Origin of the sequence: Leifsonia sp. EB41 (assembly GCF_041262565.1) — a bacterium.
Lineage (GTDB): Bacteria > Actinomycetota > Actinomycetes > Actinomycetales > Microbacteriaceae > Leifsonia.
Genome location: NZ_JBGCCJ010000001.1, coordinates 4,056,660 through 4,075,694, shown reverse-complemented (window position 1 = coordinate 4,075,694; position 19,035 = coordinate 4,056,660). Strand labels below are relative to the sequence as shown.

General features: G+C 71.0%; 16 protein-coding genes and 1 pseudogene. 3 read left to right on the top strand and 14 right to left on the bottom strand.

The features are described from left to right. Positions 1–19: 19 nt before the first annotated feature. The gene (locus ABH923_RS20080) at positions 20–961 is read right to left on the bottom strand and encodes a LysR family transcriptional regulator (RefSeq protein WP_370057158.1); all 942 of its coding nucleotides are present in this window, start codon (positions 959–961) and stop codon (positions 20–22) included. Between the two features lie 81 nt (positions 962–1,042). Between ABH923_RS20080 and ABH923_RS20075 the strand changes: the two genes are divergently transcribed. Continuing rightward, positions 1,043–2,122, top strand: coding sequence for an aminotransferase class V-fold PLP-dependent enzyme (locus tag ABH923_RS20075; protein WP_370057157.1), 1,080 nt, complete (start codon positions 1,043–1,045; stop codon positions 2,120–2,122). Positions 2,123–2,178: 56 nt separating this feature from the next. Here ABH923_RS20075 and ABH923_RS20070 read toward each other — a convergent pair. The 3 genes and pseudogenes from ABH923_RS20070 to ABH923_RS20060 all read right to left on the bottom strand — a co-directional run bounded on the left by ABH923_RS20070 (position 2,179) and on the right by ABH923_RS20060 (position 6,003). After that, a pseudogene (locus ABH923_RS20070) lies at positions 2,179–3,310 on the bottom strand (branched-chain amino acid aminotransferase). Between the two features lie 23 nt (positions 3,311–3,333). Further along, complete coding sequence (locus tag ABH923_RS20065) at positions 3,334–4,389, bottom strand: 3-isopropylmalate dehydrogenase (protein ID WP_370057156.1); 1,056 nt, start codon at positions 4,387–4,389, stop codon at positions 3,334–3,336. A gap of 57 nt (positions 4,390–4,446) precedes the next feature. Then, a complete protein-coding gene (locus ABH923_RS20060; protein ID WP_370057155.1) occupies positions 4,447–6,003 on the bottom strand; it encodes an MFS transporter in 1,557 nt (518 codons plus the stop codon). 83 nt (positions 6,004–6,086) lie between these two features. Here ABH923_RS20060 and ABH923_RS20055 point away from each other — a divergent pair, with 83 nt between their 5' ends. Beyond that, complete coding sequence (locus ABH923_RS20055; RefSeq protein ID WP_370057154.1) at positions 6,087–6,668, top strand: TetR/AcrR family transcriptional regulator; 582 nt, start codon at positions 6,087–6,089, stop codon at positions 6,666–6,668. A 21-nt stretch (positions 6,669–6,689) separates the two neighbouring features. On the opposite strand, the gene ABH923_RS20050 is transcribed toward ABH923_RS20055, so the two are convergent. The 4 genes from ABH923_RS20050 to ABH923_RS20035 form a co-directional block, all read right to left on the bottom strand. Beyond that, positions 6,690–7,937 carry an RNA polymerase sigma factor gene (locus tag ABH923_RS20050; protein WP_370057153.1) on the bottom strand — a complete coding sequence of 416 codons (1,248 nt, stop codon included), beginning with the start codon at positions 7,935–7,937 and terminating at the stop codon, positions 6,690–6,692. 8 nt (positions 7,938–7,945) lie between these two features. Then, positions 7,946–8,311, bottom strand: coding sequence for a YciI family protein (locus ABH923_RS20045; RefSeq protein WP_370057152.1), 366 nt, complete (start codon positions 8,309–8,311; stop codon positions 7,946–7,948). 163 nt (positions 8,312–8,474) lie between these two features. Next, positions 8,475–10,067, bottom strand: a complete 1,593-nt coding sequence (serA, locus tag ABH923_RS20040) for a phosphoglycerate dehydrogenase (RefSeq protein WP_370057151.1) — start codon at positions 10,065–10,067, stop codon at positions 8,475–8,477. Between the two features lie 106 nt (positions 10,068–10,173). Continuing rightward, positions 10,174–10,920 carry a copper homeostasis protein CutC gene (locus tag ABH923_RS20035; RefSeq protein WP_370057150.1) on the bottom strand — a complete coding sequence of 249 codons (747 nt, stop codon included), beginning with the start codon at positions 10,918–10,920 and terminating at the stop codon, positions 10,174–10,176. A gap of 77 nt (positions 10,921–10,997) precedes the next feature. On the opposite strand from ABH923_RS20035, the gene ABH923_RS20030 reads away from it, so the two are divergent. Beyond that, complete coding sequence (locus ABH923_RS20030; RefSeq protein ID WP_370057149.1) at positions 10,998–11,186, top strand: DUF1918 domain-containing protein; 189 nt, start codon at positions 10,998–11,000, stop codon at positions 11,184–11,186. A 90-nt stretch (positions 11,187–11,276) separates the two neighbouring features. Here ABH923_RS20030 and ilvC read toward each other — a convergent pair whose 3' ends face one another. The 6 genes from ilvC to otsA all read right to left on the bottom strand — a co-directional run bounded on the left by ilvC (position 11,277) and on the right by otsA (position 18,875). After that, positions 11,277–12,305 (bottom strand): ketol-acid reductoisomerase, encoded by a 1,029-nt coding sequence (gene ilvC / locus ABH923_RS20025; protein ID WP_370057148.1) that lies wholly within the window; start codon positions 12,303–12,305, stop codon positions 11,277–11,279. Positions 12,306–12,359: 54 nt separating this feature from the next. Further along, complete coding sequence (ilvN, locus tag ABH923_RS20020) at positions 12,360–12,869, bottom strand: acetolactate synthase small subunit (protein ID WP_185277752.1); 510 nt, start codon at positions 12,867–12,869, stop codon at positions 12,360–12,362. A gap of 5 nt (positions 12,870–12,874) precedes the next feature. Further along, entirely contained in the window at positions 12,875–14,680 is a 1,806-nt protein-coding gene (locus tag ABH923_RS20015; protein WP_370057147.1) for an acetolactate synthase large subunit, read from the bottom strand. Between the two features lie 53 nt (positions 14,681–14,733). Then, entirely contained in the window at positions 14,734–16,428 is a 1,695-nt protein-coding gene (gene ilvD / locus ABH923_RS20010) for a dihydroxy-acid dehydratase (RefSeq protein ID WP_370057146.1), read from the bottom strand. A 94-nt stretch (positions 16,429–16,522) separates the two neighbouring features. Continuing rightward, positions 16,523–17,344, bottom strand: a complete 822-nt coding sequence (gene otsB, locus ABH923_RS20005; protein ID WP_370057145.1) for a trehalose-phosphatase — start codon at positions 17,342–17,344, stop codon at positions 16,523–16,525. Positions 17,345–17,402: 58 nt separating this feature from the next. Beyond that, positions 17,403–18,875 carry an alpha,alpha-trehalose-phosphate synthase (UDP-forming) gene (gene otsA, locus ABH923_RS20000; protein ID WP_370057144.1) on the bottom strand — a complete coding sequence of 491 codons (1,473 nt, stop codon included), beginning with the start codon at positions 18,873–18,875 and terminating at the stop codon, positions 17,403–17,405. Positions 18,876–19,035: the final 160 nt, after the last annotated feature.

Genomic DNA, 19,035 nt, shown 5'->3' with positions numbered 1-19,035 from the left:
GCTCGATCGTAGCCAGCGCTCAGAGCGCGGACAGCCCCCAGGGCGCGCCGTCGAGTGCGAGCAGCGCGTCCGCCGTCGCGGCGATCGCCGGGACCGCGTCGGAGCCGGTCGCGGCGACGAGGTTGATGGTGCGGTGGTCGCGATTCGCCGTCGGCCGCAGCACCACGCCCTCCACCGCTCCGGCGGAGCCGACCGCGAGCGCGGGCAGCAGCGCGACGCCGACGCCCTCGGCGACCATCCGCAGGACGGCGATGAAGTTGTCGGTCTCGTAGGCGATCCGCGGCGCGTAGCCGCAGGCGTCGGTCAGCTCCAGCAGGTGGCCGCGGCAGCGCGGGCAGCCGCCGATCCAGGAGGCGGAGGACAGCTCGGCGAGGTCGACGCTCCTCCCGGCGGCGAGGGGATGGTCGGAGCGCAACGCCACCAGCATCTCGTCCTTCCAGAGCGGCACGACCGCGAGTCCGCGGGCGCTCTCGCGGTGCGGGTCGACCCGGTCGCCCGGGTAGCCGAAGGTGATCGCGAGGTCGGCGGTCTGATTGCGGACGGCCGCGACCGCCTCCGGAGGCTCGGCCTCCAGGTAGGTGATCCGGACGCCCGGATGCTCGGCCTCCATCGTGTTGAGCAGCCGCGGGACGAGCGAGGACGACGCCGACGGGAAGCCCGCCAGGCGCACCCGGCCGGTGCGGAGCCCGCGGAGGTCGGCGAGCTCCCCCGCCGCCGCGTCGAGCGCCGTCGTCACCGCGCGGGCGTGCCGGGCGAGCACGCGGCCCGCCTCGGTGAGCCGCACCCCACGGCCGGCGCGGGCGACCAGCGGCATCCCGATGCGGCCCTCCAGCCGGCGCAGGTGCTGGCTGATCGCGGGCTGGCTGTAGCCGAGCGACTCGGCGGCGCGGGTGATCGAACCGTGGTCGGCGATCGCGCGCACCACGCGGAGGCTGTGGGAGTCGAGGTCGTCGAGGAGCATGCGCGAATCATAATGCGGAGTGATGGAAATGATTAGATAGCTGCTCTGGTGTGATGTGTGAGAGTCCCTCAGGCTGGGAGCATGCCCGAAACCCTCACGATGCCCGCCGTCTCGTTCGCGGAGGCCTTCACCGCCGGCGCCGGCTACCTCGCCGCCTGCACGCAGGGGCTGCCGACCCGCGCGACGGTCGACGCAGGCCACGCGGACCTGGAGCGCTGGGCTCGTGGAGAGGCCGCTCCGGGAGACTACGACGGGGCGATCGCGCGCTCCCGGCACGCCTTCGCCCGGATCGCCGGAGTGGGCGTGGACGACATCGCGATCGGTTCGCAGGTCTCGGTGCTCGCCTCGCTGATCGCGGCCTCCGCACCGGACGGCGCCGTCGTCGTGTGCGCGGAAGGGGACTTCGCGTCGATGGTCGCGCCGTTCCACGCGCAGGCGCACCGTGGCGTGCGGGTCAGGGAGGTCACGCTGGCCGACCTCCCCACGGCGGTGGGCGACGACACCTGGCTCGTCGCGTTCTCCCTGGTGCAGTCGGCGACGGGCGAGCACGCGGACGCGGACGCCATCCTCGCCGCCTGCGCGCGGACCGGGACGCTCAGCTTCGCCGACCTCACCCAGGCGCTCGGCTGGCTGCCGGTGGACGCGTCCCGGTTCGACATCACGGTCACGCACGCCTACAAGTGGCTGTGCGCGCCCCGCGGAAGCGCGTTCCTCACGGTGCGCCCCGGTGTGCGCGACCGGCTCCGGCCGGTGCACGCCGGTTGGTACGCGGGCGAGGACCCGTGGAGCTCGTGCTACGGACCGCTCGTCGCCCCCGCGGACTCCGCACGGCGCTTCGACGTCTCCCCCGCGTGGCCGGTCTGGCCCGGGACCGCCGCCGCTCTGGAGTTCTTCGCGTCACTGGACGCGTGGGCCGTGCACGCGCACGCCACGGCACTCGGAGATCGGCTCGCGGACGCGCTGGGGCTGGTGGACGCCTCCGGCGCCCCCGTGCGCGGCCGCGCCATCCTGACCTGGCCGGATCCCGACGGCGCCCACCTGGCGGCGCTGACCGCCGCCGGCCTGCGCGCCTCCGGCCGTGCCGGCCGCGCCCGCGTCGCCTTCCACCTCTGGAACACTCCCGACGACGTCGACCGGGTCCTAGCGGCCCTCCACACGTGACTAATCGCGGAAATCCAGGGTCGGATTCCCGCGATTAGTCACGACTCGGGAGCTGGTCAGGCGTCGAGGCGGAGCATCCAGTTGTGGCGGTCGTGCTCGCGGCCGTACTGGATGTCGGTGAGCTCTTTGCGCAGCGACATCGTGAGCTCGCCGGGAGGCGCGGTGATGTCGCCCACGGTGAACGTGTCGGACTTCAGCTCGCCGATCGGCGTGATGACCGCGGCGGTGCCGCAGGCGAACACCTCGACGATGTCGCCGGACTCCACGCCGTCGCGCCACTCGTCGATCGTCACCCGGCGGCGCTCCACCGTGTGGCCCCGGTCGCGCGCGAGCTGCAGCACCGAGTCGAGCGTGATGCCCTCGAGGATGCTGTCCGACTCCGGCGTCACGAGGGTGCCGTCCTTGTAGACGAGCACGACGTTCATGCCGCCGAGCTCCTCGATGTACTTCCCCTCCACGGAGTCGAGGAAGAGGACCTGCGCGCAGCCGTGCTCGTACGCCTCCGCCTGCGGCAGGAGGCTGGAGGCGTAGTTGCCGCCGGTCTTCGCCGCGCCCCGTGCCGCCCTTGCCCGCGCGCGACCAGTGGTCGGATAGCCAGATCGACACCGGGGCGACGCCGCTCGAGAAGTACGCGCCGGCCGGGCTCGCGATCAGGTAGAACGCCACCTTGTTGGCCGGGCGCACGCCGAGGAAGGCCTCCTTGGCGAACATGAACGGGCGGAGGTAGAGGCTGGTCTCCTCGCGGTCGGGCACCCAGTCGCCGTCCACCGCGACGAGCTGCTTGAGCGCGTCGAGGAAGTGCTCGACCGGCAGCTCGGGCAGTGCCAGGCGGTAGGCCGAGCGCTGCATGCGGGCGGCGTTCGCCTCCGGACGGAAGCACCAGATCGAGCCGTCCTCGTGCCGGTACGCCTTGAGACCCTCGAAGATCTCCTGCGCGTAGTGCAGCACGGCCGCCGACGGGTCGAGCTGGATCGGGCCGTACGGGGAGACGCGCGGGCGGTGCCAGCCGCCCTTGGCCGACCAGCACACATCGACCATGTGGTCGGTGAAGTGGTTGCCGAAGCCGGGGTTCGCGAGGATCTCCTCGCGTTCGGCTTCGCTGCGCGGCGATTCGTTGCGCGCGACGTTCCAGAGGAGGCCGGCCGTCTCGCTGGGTCCGGAGGTGAGGTTGATGCTGGTGGAGGTCATTGAGTGTCCTTTGCTGCGATGCGTCAATTCTGCGCCACGCGGGCCGCGATCGCGTCGCCCACTTCGGAGGTCGTGCGCGCGGCGCCGCTGCGGGCGGCGAGGTCGGACGTCACCGCCTGCTCGACCCGCTCGGCGAGCTCCCCGGCGCCGAGGTGGCGGAGGAGGAGCGCGACGGAGAGGATCGCGGCGGTGGGGTCGGCCTTCTGCTGGCCGGCGATGTCGGGGGCCGATCCGTGAACCGGTTCGAACATGCTCGGGAATTCGCCCGCGGGGTTGATGTTGCCCGAAGCGGCCAGTCCGATGCCGCCGCTGATCGCGGCCGCGAGGTCGGTGAGGATGTCGCCGAAGAGGTTGTCCGTGACGATCACATCGAATCTAGCAGGATCGGTGACCAGGAAGATCGTCGCCGCATCGACGTGGAGGTAGTCGACCGCGACCTCGGGATGCTCGGCGGCAACGGCGTCCACGATCCGCTTCCACAGCCCGCCCGCGAAGGTCAGCACGTTGGTCTTGTGCACCAGGGTCAGCTTCTTGCGGCGGCCCTCGGCCTGCTCGAACGCGTAGCGGACGACGCGCTCCACGCCGTAGGCGGTGTTGACCGAGACCTCGTTGGCGATCTCGTGCGGCGTGCCCTGCCGGATGGCGCCGCCGTTGCCGACGTAGGGGCCTTCGGTGCCCTCGCGGACGACCACGAAGTCGACGTCGCCCGGGTTGGCGAGCGGGCTCGCGATGCCGGGGAACAGCGTGGTCGGCCGCAGGTTGACGTAGTGGTCGAGCGAGAAGCGCAGTTTCAGCAGCAGCCCGCGTTCGATGTTCGCGCCCACCAGCCGCGGGTCGCCCGGCTTGCCGCCGACGGCGCCGAGCAGGATGGCGTCGTGGCCGGCGATCGCGGCCAGGTCGTCGTCGGTGAGCACGTCGCCGGTCGCCAGGTAGCGGTCCGCCCCCAGCGAGAAGTGCGTCTTCTCGAAGGCGAGGTCGCTGCCCGCTGTCACCGCGTCGAGTACTTTGACCGCCTCCGCGATCACCTCCGGACCGATTCCGTCCCCGGGGATGACGGCGAGTTGGACGGTTGTGCTCATGACGCTCCTGCACTGATCGGTGGGCGGACGGTTCCCCCTACACTATCGCCGCGCGGCTCAGGAGCGGACGCGGCGCAGGGTGAGGAGGGCGAGCACAGCGGCGGTGATCATCAGCCCCGCGCCGATGGAGGCGGTGAGCGCGATGCCGCTGTCGAACGCGTGGCGCGCGGAAGCAAGCAGTTCGGCCGCCGCCCCGCTCGGGAGGCCGCCGGCGACCGTCACCGCGCCGCCCAGCGTGTCGGCGGCGGCGGTCGCGTCGGTCGGGCTGAGCCCCGCGGGCAGCACGATCGCGGCCCGGTACGACGAGACGATGATGCTTCCGAGCAACGCCGTGCCGAGCACCGCGCCCAGCTCGTACGCGGTCTCGGACACCGCGGACGCCGCGCCTGCCTTGTCCGCGGGCGCCGTCGAGACGATGAGCTCATTGGACACCGTCTCGGCCGCGCCGATCCCGAGCCCCAGCAGCACGAACGCGGCGAGCAGGACGCCCCACGACGCGCCTCCCCCGCTCACGGCGACCACGATGTACCCGGTCGCCGAGACGCACAGCCCGCCCGCGATCACGAACCCGGGCCGCAGCCGCCGGGCGACGGGCACCACGAGGAGGCCCGACACGATCATGGTCGCGAGCCCCGGCAGCAGCACCATCCCGGCCCGCATCGGCGGCATCCCGAGCACGAGCTGGAGGTGCTGCGACACGAAGAACAGGAAGCCGACCAGCGCGATCACGCTGAGCAGGTTGATCAGCACGGCGCCGCTGAACGCCGCCCGCCGGAACAGGCGCATGTCGAGCATCGGCACCGGCCTCCGGAGCTGACGCCGCACGAACAGCGCCCCGGCGCTCACCCCGACGAGCACCGCCAGCACCGGCACCAGCGCGAGCCCGTGCACCGCGAACTCCTTGATGCCGTACACGATCGGCGCCATCGTCACGAGCGACAGCAGGATGGACACGACGTCCACCGGACCCGGCGCTGGATCACGCGACTCGCGCACGAGCAGCGGCGTGAGCACCAGCAGCGGGATCAGCACGGGCACCGCGAGCAGGAAGACCGAGCCCCACCAGAAGTTCTCGATCAGCAGGCCGCCGACGATCGGTCCGAGCGCTGCGCCTGCAGCGAATCCCGCCGCCCAGATCGCGATGGCGACGCGGCGCTGCTCGCGGTCCTGGAAGACGCTGCGCAGCAGGGACAGCGTGGAGGGCATCAGCATCGCGCCGAACACGCCGAGCAAGGCCCGCGCGCCGATCAGCAGCTCGGCGGTCGGGGCGAACGCGGCCGCGGCGGAGACGGCGGCGAAGCCGGTCGCGCCGATCAGAAGCACCTTGCGGCGGCCGATGCGGTCGCCGAGGCTGCCCATCGCGACGAGCAGGCCGGCGAGCACGAGCGGGTAGACGTCCACGATCCAGAGCATCTGGGTCGAGGACGGTCGCAGCGCCTCGGTGATGGCCGGGAGCGCGAAGCCGAGCACGGTGTTGTCGACGGACACGAGGAGGACGGGGAGCATGAGGACGACCAGGGCCACCCAGGCGCGCGCGCCGGCACGGCCGGGCGTGGGCGCAGGGGGCTGCGCCGTCGGCTCGGCGGCGGCCGGGGTGCGGTCGGAGCGGGTCATCGAAGTCATGCTTTACTGTACCGTCCGGACGGTACAGTGGTCAATGACGCGGGAGCGCAGGTCGGCGCGGCTAGCATGGCCCCATGTCCTCCCCCGCCTCACCGGCGTCCACCTCACCCGCTCCCCCCTCCCGGTCCGCTCGTGACCGCATCCTCGACGCCTTCGAGGACCTGCTCGCCGAGCAGAGCGAGCGCGCGGCGACGCTGGAGGCCGTGGCCGCGCGGGCCGGCGTCTCCAAGGGCGGCCTGCTCTACCACTTCGCGTCGAAGGACGCTCTGGTCGACGGTGTCCTGGAGCGTTTCGCGGCCGACCTCGCCGCGGACATCGAGCACATGCGCGCCGCGCCGGACGGGCCGGTCGCCTACTTCCTGCGGACGTCCATCCCCTCCGACAACCGCCTGGAGCGAGTTATCGTCGCCATCGCCCGCCTGGCCCAGGCCTCCGACGCCCGCGCCAGCGACGCCCTCGCCGACGCGCAGCGGCAGTGGCTCAGCGAGCTGGAGGCCGTCGTCGGCGACCGGATGGTGGCGCGCACCATCATGCTGATCGGCGACGGGATGTACTACAACACCGCACTGCTGCCGGCGGCGAACACCGTGCTCCGCGACGAGACCGACGTCCAGGAGCTGATCGGGCTGGTCGAGCGGCTGAGCGCGCGGGACTGAGCCGGCTGGACTGAACCGGGCTCAGGCGCCGCCAGCAGCGAGCAGCCGCAGCAGCGACCGTCGGGTCCGGTCGTCGTCGGTCGTCCCGATCGCCCGCCGCAGCTCGACGTCGGAACCGGCACGATCGCCCGCGAGCCGCAGCAGTTCGGCGCGGGCCGCGTGCGCCCGGGAGGCCAGCGGCCCGACGAACAGGTCGGGCTCGGCGTCGAGGGCGGCGAGGGCGACCTGCGGACCGGCGTCCGGGCTGTGCCCGAGCGCGACCAGCCGGCCGAGTCGCGCCGACGTGCTCGGCCAGACCCGCACCAGCCCGTCGTAGAGCCGGACGATCGCGGGCCAGTCGGTGTCCTCCCAGGCCGGCGCGATGGCGTGCAGCCCGGCGATGCCCGCCTGGAGGGCGTACCGCCCGTCGCCGTCGCCCATGCCATCGAGCGCGACGGTCGCCAACCGCTCCCCCTCCACCATCATCGCCACGTCCCAGCGCAACCGGTCGGCCTCCCGCAGCGTCGCGAACTCGTCGTCCGCGGTGAGCCGGGTGGCCTGGCGCGCCTCGGTGAGCAGCAGCAGGCCGAGCAGCCCGGCGCTCTCCGCGTCACCCGATACCCTGTGCGCGTCGCGGGCGAGGGCGATCGCGTCGGCGCGCAGCCGGTCGTCCGCGGTCGCGTGCCCGACCGTGTAGAGCAGGTAGATCGTGGTCAGCGCGTCCGGCATCCGCTCCGCGACCGCCGCCGCGTCGTCGAGGGCGAACCGGAGGCCGGAGTCGTGGACGCGCTTCTTGGCGCGGGTGAGCCGGGCGGCCATCGTGGTCTCGGAGACCAGGAAGGCGTCCGCGATCCGCGCGGTCGGCACGCCGCAGACGTGCCGCAGCGCCAGCGCGACGCGCGTCTCCGGCGCGAGGTCGGGATGCGCGACGAGCAGGATGAGGTCCAGTCGCTCATCGCCGATGAACACCGCGTCGTCCCCCCTCTCCTCGGCGTCGGCGGCCGCGGCGCTCTCTGCACGTTCGGCCTCCGCCGCCAGCATCGGCGCGACCCGCCGGGCGGACCGCTCGCGCCGCAAGGCGTCGAGCGCGACCCGGCGCGCGACCGTCGTGATCCAGGCCGCGGGGTTCCGCGGCTCGCGGCCGCGCGCCGCCTCGGCGACGGCGCGCGCGAACGCCTCCTGCACCGCGTCCTCGGCGAGCAGGAGGTCGCCCGTCGTGCGCGCGACCGCGCCGAGGATGCGGGCGGCGTCCTCGCGGTAAGCGCGCTCGATCCGGGAGGCCGCGGTCACGGCGCTGCTCAGCGCACCGTGTCGAGCACCAGCACCGGGTACAGCTCCACCCAGCCGCCGGTCGGCACCATCGCGGCCAGCTCCCTGGCCTGCTCCGGCGTCGACGCGGTGTAGCTGTAGAAGCCGGTGACGACCTCCCTGGTCTCGCTGAACGGCCCGTCGGTGATCAGCGGAGCGCCGCCCTCCCGCGGCGTGATCTTCGCCGCCTTGGTGACAGGCTGCAGGGCGCCGGTGGCGACGATCCGCTCACCGGCCGCGACCACGGCGTCCTGGAATGCCTTGTGGCCGGCCATCCCGGCCTGCCACTCCTCCGCCGTCATCGCCTCGGGGTCCCAGTTCGGCTCGCGGATGAGCAGAACGTACTCGTCGGACATCGTGGTCTCCTCACTTCGCCGGAACGCCGCCCCGTCCGGGGCGACATCCCTACGACGCAAGTCAACCGTCGAAATCGACAGCGCGCGACAAGAACTTTTCGAGGGGCACGTCGTTGTCACCTTTCGCGGCGAAAAGTGACAACAACGTGCCCCTCGGCGGGAGTTACTGCTCGGTGATGTCGATCTCTTGCAGGAGGTCGGCGTCGATCGCGACGCGGACCTTCTCCAGCAGGCCCTCCGGGACGCGCGAGTCGACGGTCAGGACGCTGAGCGCCTTGCCGCCGGCGGCGGTCCGCGCGATCTGCATGCCGGCGATGTTGATCCGCGCCTCGCCGAACTCGTGGCCGTAGACCGCGACGATGCCGGGGCGGTCGTCGTAGACCATGACGATCAGGTGCTCGGCGATCGGCACCTCCACGTCGTAGCCGTTGATCTCCACGACCTTCTCGATCTGCTTGGTGCCGGTGAGCGTTCCGGAGACCGACACCTGCGAGCCGTCGCTGAGCGCGCCGCGCAGGGTGATCAGGTTGCGGTACTCCTCGCTCACCGAGTCGGTGATGAGCCGCACCTCGATGCCGCGCTGCTCGGCGAGGAGCGGCGCGTTCACATAGGAGACCGTCCCCGAGACGATATTCGTGAAGATTCCCTTGAGCGCCGCGAGCTTCAGCACGCTGACGTCGAAGTCGACCAGCTCGCCGCGCACCTCCACGTCGACGCTGGTCAGCGGGCTGTGGGCGAGGCCGGAGAACACCTGGCCGAGCTTCTCCACCAGCGGAATGCCGGGACGCACGTACGGGTCGATGACGCCGCCGGCGACGTTGACCGCGTCGGGAACCAGCTCGCCGGAGAGCGCGAGGCGCACCGACTTGGCCACGGAGACGCCGGCCTTCTCCTGCGCCTCGTCGGTCGAGGCGCCGAGGTGCGGCGTGACGATGACGTTCTCGAGCTCCAGCAGCGGCGACTCGGTCGGCGGCTCGGTCACGAACACGTCGAGGCCGGCGCCGGCGATGCTCTTGGTGCTGAGCGCGCGGTACAGGGCGTCCTCGTCGATCAGGCCGCCGCGGGCGACGTTGACGACGAACGCGGTCGGCTTCATCTGCGCGAGCTGGTCGTCGGAGATCATCCCGGTGGTCTCCGGGGTCTTCGGCATGTGGATGGTGACGAAGTCGGCCTCGGTGAGCAGCTCGTCCAGGCTGACGAGCTGGACGCCGAGCTGCTGCGCGCGGGCGCTCGTGACGTAGGGGTCGTACGCGATCACCTTGGTGCCGAACGCCTGCAGGCGGGCGGTGATGAGCGCGCCGATGCGTCCGAGGCCGATGATGCCGACCGTCTTCTCGTAGAGCTCGACGCCGGTGTACTTGGACCGCTTCCACTGCCCCTGCGCCAGCGCGCTGTGCGCGGCCGGGATGTGCCGGGCGAGGCTCAGGATGTGGCCGACGGTCAGCTCGGCGGCCGAGATGATGTTGGAGGTCGGCGCGTTGACGACCATGACGCCGGCACTGGTGGCGGTCTTGATGTCCACATTGTCGAGGCCGACGCCGGCGCGGGCGATGACGCGCAGCTTGTTCGCGGCGGCGATCACCTCGGCGTCGACCTTGGTGGCGGAGCGCACCAGGATGGCGTCCGCGTCGGCGACGGCGGAGAGCAGCGCCGGCCGATCGGTCCCGTCGACGTTGCGGATCTCGAAGTCCGGCCCGAGGGCGTCGACGGTGGCGGGCGAGAGTTCTTCGGCGATCAGCACGACCGGCTTTGTCACGTGGCAGTTTCCTTACAGGGAGGCTGGCTTGGGAGAAGACGCGCAGCAGTCGTCGGTGCGCGGGTTGCTTAACTCTAGCGGGAGCGCAATGCTGCCTTTCGCCGCGTTACGACCGGGCGTCACGGACGGCGGCGACCGCCTCCCTGACCGTGATCGGGTCGGTGATGTCGTAGGTCGCGTCCCCGCCGCCCGGCCCGCTCGGCGCGCCGGACACCGACTCGCGCGCCGACAGGTGGACAGCGTCCACACCCGCGGCGATGAGCGGGTGGATGTCCTGCACGCGCACTCCCCCGCCCGCCATCACCTGCAGCCGGGCGCCGGCCCGCTGGGCCAGCGCCCGCAGTCCGTCGACCCCGTCGATGCTGCGCGCGGCCCCGCCGGAGGTGAGGACGCGCGCGACGCCCAGCTCCGCGAGCGCATCGGCCGCGCCCAGTGGGTCGGGGAGGGTGTCGAAGGCGCGGTGGAACGTCACGTCGAGCCCGCCGGCCTCCGCGACGAACCGGGCCACGGCCTCCCGGTCGATGCGGCCCGCTTCGTCCAGAGCGCCGATCACCACACCGTCTGCGCCGGCCTCGCGGGCGAAGCGGATGTCGGCCACGATCGTGTCCAGCTCGTCGGAGTCGTAGACGAAGCCGCCTCCACGCGGACGGACGAGCACGTGCACGAAGCCCGTGCGGCCGTCCTCTCGCGCCTCCGCGACCGCGGCGCGTACCAGTCCCGCGGAGGGGGTCAGCCCGCCGAGCCCCAGCGCGACGCACAGCTCGATCCGGTCAGCGCCCTCCGCGAGCGCGACGCGCACCCCCGCGACATCCTGGACGGCGATCTCGACAGCGGTGCGACGGGGTTCGGGCATGCGGCCACGATAGCGGCATTCCCGCCGCGGCGGCCCCGGCGTAACGTCGGAGGGGAGGGTTCAGGGAGGAGGCCGTCATGCAGGCGACGATCGGAGACCGGATCTGCATCCGGGGCACCCATGTGGAGTCCGCCGACCGCCACGGCTCGGTGATCGAGGTGCGCGGCGAGGACGGCGCACCGCCCTACCTGGTCCGGTTCGACGACGGGCACGAGACGCTCGTCTACCCGGGGACGGACGCGGTCATCGAGCACGAGGCGGCGTAGCGGCGCGAGGGCTGCGGCGAACGGCGGACGGGGCCGCACCGATCCTCCGGTGCGGCCCCGTCCGGGATGCCGTGGCTCAGCGCGTCGCGGTCAGCGCGCGACCTCGCCGTCGACGTAGTCGTCGTCGTTCGACGCGTTCCACGCGAAGAGCTTGCGCAGTTCGCGGCCGGTGGCCTCGATGGGGTGCTGCTCGCCCTTCTTGCGGAGCTCCAGGAACTCGGGCGCGCCCGCGTCCTGGTCGGCGATGAAGCGCTTGGCGAAGGTGCCGTCCTGGATGTCGGAGAGCACCGCCTTCATGTTCTCCTTGACGTGCGGGTCGATGACGCGCGGGCCGGAGACGTAGTCGCCGTACTCGGCCGTGTCGGAGACGCTCCAGCGCTGCTTGGCGATGCCGCCCTCCCACATCAGGTCCACGATGAGCTTGAGCTCGTGCAGCACCTCGAAGTAGGCGACCTGCGGCTGGTAGCCGGCCTCGGTCAGGGTCTCGAAGCCGTACTGGACGAGCTGCGAGACGCCGCCGCAGAGGACGGCCTGCTCGCCGAACAGGTCGGTCTCGGTCTCCTCGGTGAAGGTGGTCTTGATGCCGCCGGCGCGGAGGCCGCCGATGCCCTTCGCGTAGGAGAGGACGAGCGGCCAGGCGTTGCCGGTCGCGTCCTTCTCGACGGCCACGATGACGGGGACGCCGCGGCCGGCCTCGTACTCGCGACGGACGGTGTGGCCAGGGCCCTTCGGGGCGACCATGATCACGTCGACGCCCTCGGGGGCCTCGATGTAGCCGAAGCGGATGTTGAAGCCGTGGCCGAAGACGAGGGCGTTGCCCTCCTCCAGGTTGGCCTGGATGTCGTCCTTGTAGAGGTTCCGCTGCACCTGGTCGGGCGCGAGGATGACGACGACGTCGGCCCACTTGGCGGCGTCGGCGGCGGAGAGGACGCGGAAGCCCGCCTCCTCGGCCTTCGGGGTGGACTTCGAGCCTGCCTTGAGGCCGATGACGACCTCGACGCCCGAGTCGCGGAGGTTCTGCGCGTGCGCGTGGCCCTGCGAGCCGTAGCCGATGACCGCGACCTTCTTGCCCTGGATGATCGAGAGGTCCGCGTCGTTGTCGTAGTAGATCTCAGCCACTGTGGGGGTTCTCCTTCGTGATGTGGTGCTGGTTCCGTCCGCCGGGTGGCGGGTTCAGTTTTTGAAGACGCGCTCGGTGATGGACTTGCCGCCGCGGCCGATCGCGAGGAGGCCGGACTGCGCCATCTCCTTGATCCCGTAGGGCTCCAGCACCTTGAGCAGCGCCTGGGTCTTGCCGCTGTCGCCGGTGACCTCGATCACGAGGGCGTCGGTGGCCACGTCGACGACGCGGGCGCGGAAGAGGTTGACCGCCTCCAGAACCTGGGAGCGGGTCGAGTTGTCGACCCGCACCTTGATGAGGAGGTGCTCGCGCTGGACCGACTGCGCCGGGTCCAGCTCGACGATCTTGATGACGTTGATCAGCTTGTTGAGCTGCTTGGTGACCTGCTCCAGCGGCAGCTCCTCCACGTCCACCACGACGGTGATGCGCGAGAGGCCGTCGACCTCGCTCGTGCCCACCGCCAGCGAGTGGATGTTGAAGCCGCGCCGCGCGAACAGGCCGGCGACCCGGGTCAGCAGACCGGGCTTGTCCTCGACGAGGAGGCTCAGAACGTGTGTGCTCATGGGGGTCACTCCTCTCCGAAGGACGGGCTGTGGTCGCGTGCGTACTGCACGTAGCTGTTGCTGACGCCCTGCGGCACCATCGGCCACACCATGGCGTCGGCGCTGACGACGAAGTCGATGACGACCGGGCGGTCGTTCGTCTCCAGCGCCAGCTTGATGGCGGCGTCCACCTCCTCCTCCTTCGTGACGCGGATGCCGAGGGCGCCGTACGCCTCGGCGAGCTTCACGAAGTCGGGCACGCGGACGGTGTCGTGCCCCGTGTTGAGGTCGGTGTTCGAGTAGCGGCCGTCGTAGAAGAGCGTCTGCCACTGCCGCACCATCCCGAGCGACGAGTTGTTGATGATCGCCACCTTGATCGGGATGTCGTTGATCGTGCAGGTGGCCAGCTCCTGGTTGGTCATCTGGAAGCAGCCGTCGCCGTCGATCGCCCACACGACGCGGTCGGGCTGGGCGACCTTCGCGCCCATCGCCGCCGGGACCGAGTAGCCCATCGTGCCTGCTCCGCCGGAGTTCAGCCACGAGTTGGGGCGCTCGTACTTGATGAACTGCGCCGCCCACATCTGGTGCTGGCCGACGCCGGCGGTGTAGATGCCCTCCGGACCGGTCAGCTCGCCGATCCGCTGGATGACGTGCTGCGGCGCGAGCAGGCCGTCGCTGGTGGGCGTGAAGCCCAGCGGGAACTCCTCGCGGAGCCCGTTGAGGTACGTCCACCACTCGACCAGGTCGGGCGCGGCCGTGCGGGTGGCCTCCTGGTAGGCCGCGGTCAGATCGACGATGACGTCCTTGGCATCGCCGACGATGGGGACGTCGGCGACCCGGATCTTGGAGATCTCGGCGGGATCGACGTCGACGTGCACGATCTTCGCGTCCGGCGCGAAGAGCGAGGTGTTGCCGGTGACCCGGTCGTCGAAGCGCGCACCGAGCGAGATAAGGAGGTCGGACTCCTGCAGAGCGAGCACCGCGGGCACCGTGCCGTGCATGCCGGGCATGCCGAGGTGCTGCTTGTGCGTGTCGGGGAACGCCCCGCGCGCCATCAGTGTGGTGACCACGGGGATGCCGGTCGCCTCGGCGAGCTCCAGGAGCTCCTGCGAGGCGCGCGAGCGGATGACCCCGCCGCCGACGTACAGCACCGGCTTCTTCGCCTCGACCATGAGCTGCGCCGCGGCGAGGATCTGCTTGCCGTGCGCCTTGGTGATCGGCCGGTAGCCCGGCAGGTCGATCTTGGGCGGCCAGACGAACGGCACGGCGTTCTGCTGGGCGTCCTTGGTGATGTCCACCAGCACCGGGCCCGGTCGTCCGGTCCCGGCGATGTGGTACGCCGCGGCGATGGTGGCCGGGATGTCCTCGGCCTTCTTGACCAGGAAGGAGTGCTTCGTGATCGGCATGGTGATGCCGACGATGTCGGCCTCCTGGAACGCGTCCGTGCCCATCAGCGTGGAGAACACCTGGCCGGTGATGAACACGACGGGGACGGAGTCCATGTGCGCGTCCATGATCGCGGTGACGAGGTTGGTCGCGCCGGGGCCGGAGGTCGCCATCGCGACGCCGACCTTGTTGGCGGCGACGGCGTAGCCCTCGGCCGCGTGGCCGCCGCCCTGCTCGTGCCGGACCAGGATGTGACGGATCGCGGACGAGTCCATGATCGCGTCGTAGATGGGGAGGATCGCACCGCCCGGCAGCCCGAAGACGTCGGTGACGCCGAGGAGCTCGAGGGTGCGGACGACCGACTGGGAGCCGGTCAGGATTTCGGGCGACGCCTTTCCGGGCGCCGCGGGGGGCAACACTGAGCTGGGGGTTGCATCCGGCGTCATGCCTTATCGATCCCTTACGTGCGAGGTTGATGAATCTGAATGGGGGCGAAGGGTTACCCCGTGACCGCGCCTTCCGCAGCGGAGTGCACGAGCTTGGAGTACTTCGCGAGAACGCCACGGGTATAGCGCGGAGGAAGAGGAGCCCAGCCGTCACGGCGGGCGGTCAGCTCTGACTCGTCGACAAGTAGGTCGAGGGAGCGAGCCGCGATATCGACCCGTATCAGATCACCATCGCGCACGAAGGCGATGGGACCTGCGTCCACCGCTTCGGGTGCTATGTGGCCGATGCACAGGCCGGTTGTGCCGCCTGAGAATCGTCCGTCCGTCAATAGTAGTACATCCTTGCCGAGCCCTGCGCCCTTGATGGCGGCGGTGATCGCGAGCATCTCGCGCATCCCCGGGCCGCCCTTGGGGCCCTCGTAGCGGATGATGACGACGTCGCCCGCGCTGATGCGGCCCTCGGTCAGAGCGTCCATCGCTGCGCGCTCGCGCTCGAACACGCGTGCGGGGCCCTCGAACACGTCGGCGTCGAAGCCGGCCGTCTTGACGACCGCGCCCTCCGGGGCGAGCGAGCCCTTGAGGATGGTGAGTCCTCCGGTGGGGTGGATCGGGTTGTCCAGCGAGCGCATGACGTTGCCGTCCGGCGCGGGCGGGTTGATCTCCGCCAGGTTCTCGGCGACCGTCTTGCCGGTCACGGTGAGGCAGTCGCCGTGCAGCAGCCCCGCGTCGAGCAGGGCCTTCATGACGACGGGGACGCCGCCGTGCCGGTCGACGTCGTTCATCACGTACTTGCCGAACGGCTTGAGGTCGCCGATGTGCGGCACCGTGTCGCCGATCCGGTTGAAGTCGTCGATGGTGAGCTCGACCTCGGCCTCGTTCGCGATGGCGAGCAGGTGCAGGACGACGTTGGTCGAGCCGCCGAAGGCCATCGCCACGGCGATCGCGTTCTCGAACGCCTTCTTGGTGAGGATGTCGCGCGCGGTGATCCCCTGCTTGAGCAGGTTGACCACGGCCTCGCCCGAGCGGTGGGCGAAGTAGTCGCGACGGCGGTCGGCCGAGGGCGGCGCTGCCGAGCCCGGGAGGCTCATGCCGAGCGCCTCGGCGACGGAGGCCATCGTGTTGGCGGTGTACATGCCGCCGCAGGCGCCTTCGCCCGGGGCGATGGCGCACTCGATGCGCTTGAGGTCCTCTTCGCTCATCTTGCCGGCCTTGCACGCGCCGACCGCCTCGAACGAGTCGATGATCGTGACGTCCTTCTCCGTGCCGTCGCTGAGCTTGACCCAGCCCGGCGCGATGGAGCCCGCGTAGAGGAAGACCGCGGAGAGGTCGAGCCGCGCCGCCGCCATGAGCATGCCGGGCAGCGACTTGTCGCAGCCCGCCAGCAGCACGGTGCCGTCGAGCCGCTCGGCCATCATCACCGTCTCGACGGAGTCGGCGATGACCTCGCGCGAGACCAGCGAGAAGTGCATGCCCTCGTGGCCCATCGAGATGCCGTCGGAGACCGAGATGGTGCCGAACTGGAGCGGGTAGCCGCCGCCGGAGTGCACGCCCTCCTTCGCGCCCTGCGCAAGGCGGTCGAGCGAGAGGTTGCACGGCGTGATCTCGTTCCACGAGCTGGCGATGCCGATCTGCGGCTTCTCCCAGTCCGCATCCCCCATGCCGACGGCCCGCAGCATCCCGCGGCTGGTCGTGGCTTCGATTCCGTCCGTGACCACGCGAGAGCGCGGTTTCCAATCGATCTCTGGCATGTGACCACTCTAGAACCGTTTGGATGCCGGTCCGGCCATGAGTCGGAAGCGGTGGACAAGCCCCGATCGGGGCAACCTGTGGAGGACTGACCCGTCAGCCGTCGGAGGACGGACCCGCGGAGGCCCGCGCATCCGCCAGCAGCCCCAGCAGCACCGCGACCGCCCGCTCGTCCGCCACGCGGAACTGCGCCGCCGTCTCGCCGTCCCCGACCTTGATCCCGAGATCGCCTTCCGCCGGGCGGAGCACGGCGAAGCCGTCCTCGTCGGTCACGTCGTCGCCCGCGAAGAGCACCGCGGTCGCCTTCGTGTACTCGCGGAGGCGCTCGATGCCGTCGCCCTTGTTCGCGCCGCGGACCGAGAACTCGATGATGTCCTTGCCGTCGCGGATGGTCAGCGCTTCGCTGACCGAGGCGGCGGCCTCGTAGGCGCGGGACACGACGGCCGCGCCCTCCTCGCCCTCCAGCAGGCGGTAGTGGACGCCGAATCCGACCGGTTTGACCTCCAGGCGCGTGCCGGGGACGCTCTCCACCAGAGCGCCGAGCGTCTCGCCCAGCTTCTCGAGCGTCGCGCGTTCCTCATCGGTCAGGTCGAGGGAGACGCCGTCGCGGCCGAAGCGGATCTCCACGCCATGGGAGCCGATGAGCAGTGCGTCCTCGTCGGCCTCCGTGACGATCTCCAGGCTGGAGAGCGGCCGCCCGGAGACGAACGCGATCCAGGTGTTCGGCAGCGCTTCGAGACGGTCGAGGGCGGCCTTGGCCTCCGGGAGGGCGCGCGCCGACTTGGGCTTGTCCACGAAGGGCGCGAGCGTCCCGTCGAAGTCGAGCGCGAGCAGGAGGCGCTCGGCTCCCGCGAGCCGCGCGATGGCGGTCGCGAGGGCGATGGCGGCGGGCTGGGCGGAGGGTGCAGTGTCTGTCATGCGGCTCTCTGTCGATCGGCTCTCTGGGTCATTGGGCGCTCTGGCGTGACCGCAGGGGTCAGCGCCGGTTGACCGGCGGGTTCTGCAGGGGGTGGTCGCCGTGGGCGCTGCGGGTGAGCGCCTCCAGGAAGCTGGCGGACCAGCGGGCGACGTCGTTGGTGAGGACCTTCTTGCGCAGGGCGCGCATCCGGCGCACGCGGTCGCGTTTCGGCATCGCGACGGCTTGCAGGATGGCGTCCTTCAGGCCCTCGATGTCGTGCGGGTTGATCAGGAGGGCCTGGCGCAGCTCGTCGGAGGCGCCGGCGAACTCGCTCAGCACGAGCACGCCGTCCTCGTCCACGCGTGTCGCCACGTACTCCTTGGCCACCAGGTTCATGCCGTCGCGGAGGGCGGTCACCAGCATGACGTCGGCGGCGAGGTAGAGCGCGACCATCTCCTCCTTGGGGTAGCCGTGGTGGAGGTAGGCGACGGCCGTGTGGCCGAGGGTGGCGTAGTCGCCATTGATTCGCCCCACCGTGAGCTCGATCTCGTCGCGGAGCTGGCGGTACGTCTCCACGCGCTCGCGGCTGGGGCTCGCGACCTGCACCAGGGTCACGTCCTCCACCGAGATGCGGTCGTCACGCAGCAGCTCGCCGAAGGCCTTCAGTCGGTGGCCGATGCCCTTGGTGTAGTCGAGGCGGTCGACGCCGAGCATGATCGTCTCGGGGTTGCCGAGCTCCTCGCGGATCTCCTTGGCGCGTTCCTGGATGGCCGGGCGTCGTGCGAGCTCCTGGTACGCGTCGGCGTCGATGGAGATCGGGAAGGCCCGCGCCAGCACGGTGCGCACCAGCCCGCCGTGCCGGTTGGTGGTCACATGGCGGTGCGAACCGGCCTCCGGGTCGTCGCTGTCGATCGGCACCTCGATGATGGGGCCGCGCGTCTCGTAGCCCTTCAGCCGCCGGATGGCACGCGAGAAGTTGCCCGCATCGGCCACGCGCTGGAAGCCGATGACGTCGGCGCCGAGGAGGCCGTCGATGATCTGGCGCCGCCACGGGAGCTGCGAGTAGATGCCGTACGGCGGGAAGGGGATGTGGTTGAAGAAGCCGATGACCAGGTCCGGCCGCACCTCCCGCAGCATCGCCGGGACGAGCTGCAGCTGGTAGTCGTGCACCCAGACCACGGCGCCATGCGCGGCTGCGCCCGCGGCCGCGTCGGCGAACCGACGGTTGACGCGCACGTAGCTGTCCCACCACTCGCGGTGGTAGCTCGGCTGGGCGATCACGTCATGGTAGAGCGGCCAGAGCGTGTCGTTGGAGAAGCCCTCGTAATACTCCTGCAGCTCCTGCTCGCTGAGCGCGACGGGGAGGATGCTGATGCCGTCGGCCTCGAATGGCTCGACCTCCTCATTCGCCACGCCGGCCCAGCCGACCCACACGCCGTCCTCGGCGCGCATGACGGGCTGCAGCGCGGTGACCAGACCGCCCGGCGACGGCCGCCAGGTCGCCTGCCCCGCCTCGTCGACCACGCGGTCCACGGGCAGTCGGTTGGACACGATCACCAGGTCGTACGTTTCGGTTGTCGAGGCTTCGGACGTCTGGCTGATGGTGGGTCAACTCCCCCAGTTGATGCGATGGTCTGCCTGCCACAGTACCAGCGCCCGCAGTGGCCGGCACGGGCGCACGTTACCTCCCAGGACACTGCTCGTTCAGGCG